Origin of the sequence: Micromonospora foliorum (genome assembly GCF_022229015.1) — a bacterium.
GTDB classification, from domain to species: Bacteria; Actinomycetota; Actinomycetes; order Mycobacteriales; family Micromonosporaceae; genus Micromonospora; species Micromonospora foliorum.
In genome coordinates this window covers 1-3,787 of the sequence record NZ_JAKKFF010000410.1, presented here as the reverse complement: position 1 = coordinate 3,787, position 3,787 = coordinate 1, and the positions used below count along the sequence as shown (strand labels likewise).

The following is a 3,787-nucleotide window of genomic DNA, read 5'->3' as shown; positions in this document are numbered from 1 at the left end:
GGCGGCGGGAGCGGCCTTGGCGGCCTTCGCCTTCTCGGCGGCCTCCAGCACGTCCTGCTTGCGGATCCGACCACCCACGCCGGTGCCGTTGAGCGCGGACAGGTCGACGCCGTGCTCACTGGCCAGCTTGCGCACCAGCGGGGTCACGTACCCGGCGGCCTCCTCGCCGGCACCCGGTGCCGGGGCGGACGGGCGCGGCGGCGTCGAGGTCGACGCGGCCGGCTGCGCGGCCTGCTCGGTCTTCGCCGGCTGCGCCGAGCTCTCGGTCTCCGCGGCGGGCTCGTTGTACGACATGCCGGGGGTCGGCTCCTCGACCTTCGGCTCCGGCTTCGGCTCGGCCTTCGGCTCCGGCTTGGCCTCCGCCTTCGGCTCGGGCTGCGCCGGGGCGGGGGCCGCGCCGGCAACGCCGATGATCGCCAGGTCGGCGCCGACCGCGGCGGTCTCGTCCTCGGCGACCTTGATCTCCAGCACCGTGCCGGCGACCGGCGACGGGATCTCGGTGTCCACCTTGTCGGTGGAGACCTCCAGCAGCGGCTCGTCGACCTCGATGGTCTCGCCGACCTGCTTCAGCCAGCGGGTGACCGTACCCTCGGTGACGCTCTCGCCCAGCGCGGGCATCTTCACCGCGGTGCCCTCGCCCGACGGGGCGGCGGCCGGAGCCGGCGCCCCGGCCGGGGCCTCGTCCTGGGCCACCTCGTCGGCGGTGCCCTCGGCGGCGGCCGTCGGCTCGGCGGCCGGCTCGACCGACTCGACCGACTCGGCCGGGGCCTGCTCCTGCGGGGCGGCCTCGCCACCGCCGGTCGACTCGCCCTCACCGGCGATGACGGCCAGTTCGCTGCCGACCTCGGCGGTCTCGTCCTCGCCGACCACGATCCGGCTCAGCACGCCCGCAGCGGGCGACGGGATCTCGGTGTCGACCTTGTCGGTCGAGACCTCGAGCAGGGGCTCGTCAACCTCGACCGTGTCGCCCTCCTGCTTGAGCCAGCGAGTGACGGTGCCCTCGGTGACGCTCTCGCCGAGCCGGGGCATGGTGACCGATACCGGCATTTTCTGAGACTCCTTCATTCCCCTGGTGGGATCTTCGCCCGTCGCCGGACGCCGCGGTTTGGATGATCAGGCGTGCGCGTGCAGCGGCTTGCCGGCGAGGGCCAGGTGCGCCTCGCCCAGGGCCTCGTTCTGGGTCGGGTGGGCGTGCACGAGCTGGGCGACCTCCGCCGGGTACGCCTCCCAGTTGTAGATGAGCTGCGCCTCACCGATCAGCTCACCGACCCGGGCGCCGATCATGTGCACGCCGACCACCGGGCCGTCCTCGACCCGGACCAGCTTCACGAAGCCGGTGGTCTTGAGGATCTGGCTCTTGCCGTTGCCACCCAGGTTGTAGTTGTACGTCTTGACCTTGTCGGCCCCGTACTGCTCCTTGGCCTTGGCCTCGGTGAGACCCACCGACGCCAGCTCCGGGTCGCAGTAGGTGACGCGCGGGATGCCGACCTCGTCGATCACGGCCGGGGTCTGACCGGCGATCTCCTCGGCCACGAAGATGCCCTGCTGGAAGCCCCGGTGCGCGAGCTGCAGGCCGGGCACGATGTCGCCGACCGCGTACACGTTCGGCACGCTGGTGCGCAGCCGCTCGTCGGTCAGCACGTAGCCGCGGTCCATCTTGACGCCCTGCTCCTCGTACCCGAGGTTGGCGGTGTTCGGGCCGCGACCGACGGCGACCAGCAGCAGCTCCGCCTCGACGGTCTCGCCGCCCTGGATGGTCAGCTTGACGCCGCTCTCGGTCTTCTCGACCTTCTCGAACGGCTTGCCGACCTTGAAGTTGATCTTCCGCTTGCGGAACGCCCGCTCCAGCGCCTTCGACGACTCCTCGTCCTCGGCGGCGACCAGCCGGGGCAGCGCCTCGACGATCGTCACGTCCACCCCGAAGGACTTCCACACGCTCGCGAACTCGACGCCGATCACGCCGCCACCGAGCACGATCACCGACGACGGCACCCGGTCCATCGTGAGGGCGTGGTCGCTGGTGATGATCCGCTCGCCGTCGACCTCCAGGCCGGGCAGGCTCTTCGCGTACGAGCCGGAGGCCAGGACGATGTTGCGGCCGGTGTAACGCTTGCCGTCCACCTCGACCACGTTCTTGCCGACCAGCTTGCCGGCGCCGGCCACGAAGGTGATGCCCTTCGAACCGCTCACCAGGCCCTGCAGGCCCTTGTACAGGCGGGAGATGACACCGTCCTTGTACGCGTTGACCCCGGCCATGTCGATGCCGATCAGCTCGGCCTTCACGCCGAACTGCTCCGACTCGCGGGCCTGGTCGGCGATCTCCGCCGCGTGCAGCAGCGCCTTCGTCGGGATGCAGCCGTTGTGCAGACAGGTGCCGCCGAGCTTGCCCTTCTCGACCAGCGCGACCTTCAGGCCCAGCTGGACGGCGCGCAGCGCGGTCGCGTAGCCGCCGCTGCCACCTCCGAGAATGACAATGTCGAAGGTCGCTTCGTTCGGCTCGCTCACGTCCAACTCCCAGGTCGCGTCGCTGCATCGGGGGTCACGGGGATGTAACACGGACACACCCCACCTCGGTCATCTTGTCACCACTGAGCACAGGGTGCGTACTGAGGTGCCCAACGACACGTCATCGACACGTACCCTTGGCACCGTTGTCGATGACGCACGGTGGGGGAGAGATCCGGTGGGGTTGTTCCGGCGCCGCAAACAGGCGGCTGTGCCGAGCCGTGACCGTGCCGCCGATCGTGGCGATCTGGAGCATCTGGAGAACTTCATCCGGAGCCGGCGCGGCGTCGAGGCGTACATCGAGCCCCGGACGACCGTGACGGAGACGACGGTCATCCTGATCGCCGACGACGGGGAGTGGACCCGCCGGCGCATCGACGGCCCGGACGGGGCCCGGCGCTTCGCGCACCGGATGGGCATCCCGGTGTACGACGTCCGGCTGATGGGCTACCCGCAGCGGATGCGCGACTTCAACGAGCGACGCAAACGTCGCCCCGAGCGGCACTGAGAAACGCGAAGGGGCCCCCTGAGCAGGGGGCCCCTTCGCGTGTCCGTCAGCCGTTGGTGGCGACATCCTCGACGAGCTGCACCAGCGTGCGGACCGGGACGCCGGTGCCGCCCTTGGTCCAGTAGCCGGTCGGCTCGCCCGAGTGGTAACCCGGCCCGGCGATGTCGATGTGCGCCCAGGCCACGTCGTCGGTCACGAACTCGCGCAGGAACACGCCGCCCTGCAGCATGTGACCGGCCCGGTCCATCCCGGCGTTGACCTGCGAGATGTCCGCCACATCCGACTCCATGCCCTTACGGACGTCGTCGGGCAGCGGCATCGGCCAGGCCGGCTCGCCGACCGAGTCGCCGACCACCTTCACCCGGTCGCACAGCTCCGGGGTGCCCATGACGCCGGCCACCCGCTTGCCCAGCGCGATGACCTGGCCGCCGGTCAGGGTGGAGGTCTCGAACAGGTAGTCGGTGCCGTCCGCGCAGGCGCGGGCGATGGCGTCGCCCAGGATCATCCGGCCCTCGGCGTCGGTGTTGAGCACCTCGACCCGCTTGCCGTTGAACATGGTGATGACGTCACCCGGCCGGTAGCTGGTGCCCGACGGCATGTTCTCCGCCATCGGCAGGTACGCGCTGACCGCCACCGTCGGCTTCAGCGCGGCGATCGCCAGCATGGCCGCGCCCACCGCGGCGGCGCCCGCCATGTCGGACTTCATCTCCCACATGCCCTGCGCCGGCTTGATCGAGATGCCGCCGGTGTCGAAGGTGATGCCCTTGCCGACCA

Annotated in this window: 3 protein-coding genes and 1 pseudogene; 1 reads left to right on the top strand and 3 read right to left on the bottom strand. The window is 70.6% G+C overall.

Annotated features, from left to right (window positions below; translation table 11 throughout):
- Both PSH25_RS26020 and lpdA read right to left on the bottom strand, forming a co-directional pair.
- Positions 1 to 1,047: biotin/lipoyl-containing protein (locus PSH25_RS26020; RefSeq protein WP_238661553.1), on the bottom strand; the 1,047-nt coding region annotated here is incomplete at its 3' end.
- 66 nt (positions 1,048 to 1,113) lie between these two features.
- Positions 1,114 to 2,505, bottom strand: coding sequence for a dihydrolipoyl dehydrogenase (gene lpdA, locus PSH25_RS26015; RefSeq protein WP_238661552.1), 1,392 nt, complete (start codon positions 2,503 to 2,505; stop codon positions 1,114 to 1,116).
- Between the two features lie 178 nt (positions 2,506 to 2,683).
- Here lpdA and PSH25_RS26010 point away from each other — a divergent pair, with 178 nt between their 5' ends.
- Positions 2,684 to 3,013, top strand: coding sequence for a hypothetical protein (locus PSH25_RS26010; RefSeq protein ID WP_238661551.1), 330 nt, complete (start codon positions 2,684 to 2,686; stop codon positions 3,011 to 3,013).
- Positions 3,014 to 3,059: 46 nt separating this feature from the next.
- On the opposite strand, the pseudogene PSH25_RS26005 reads toward PSH25_RS26010, so the two are convergent.
- Positions 3,060 to 3,787 (bottom strand): annotated as a pseudogene (locus tag PSH25_RS26005) (leucyl aminopeptidase); the annotation flags it as partial.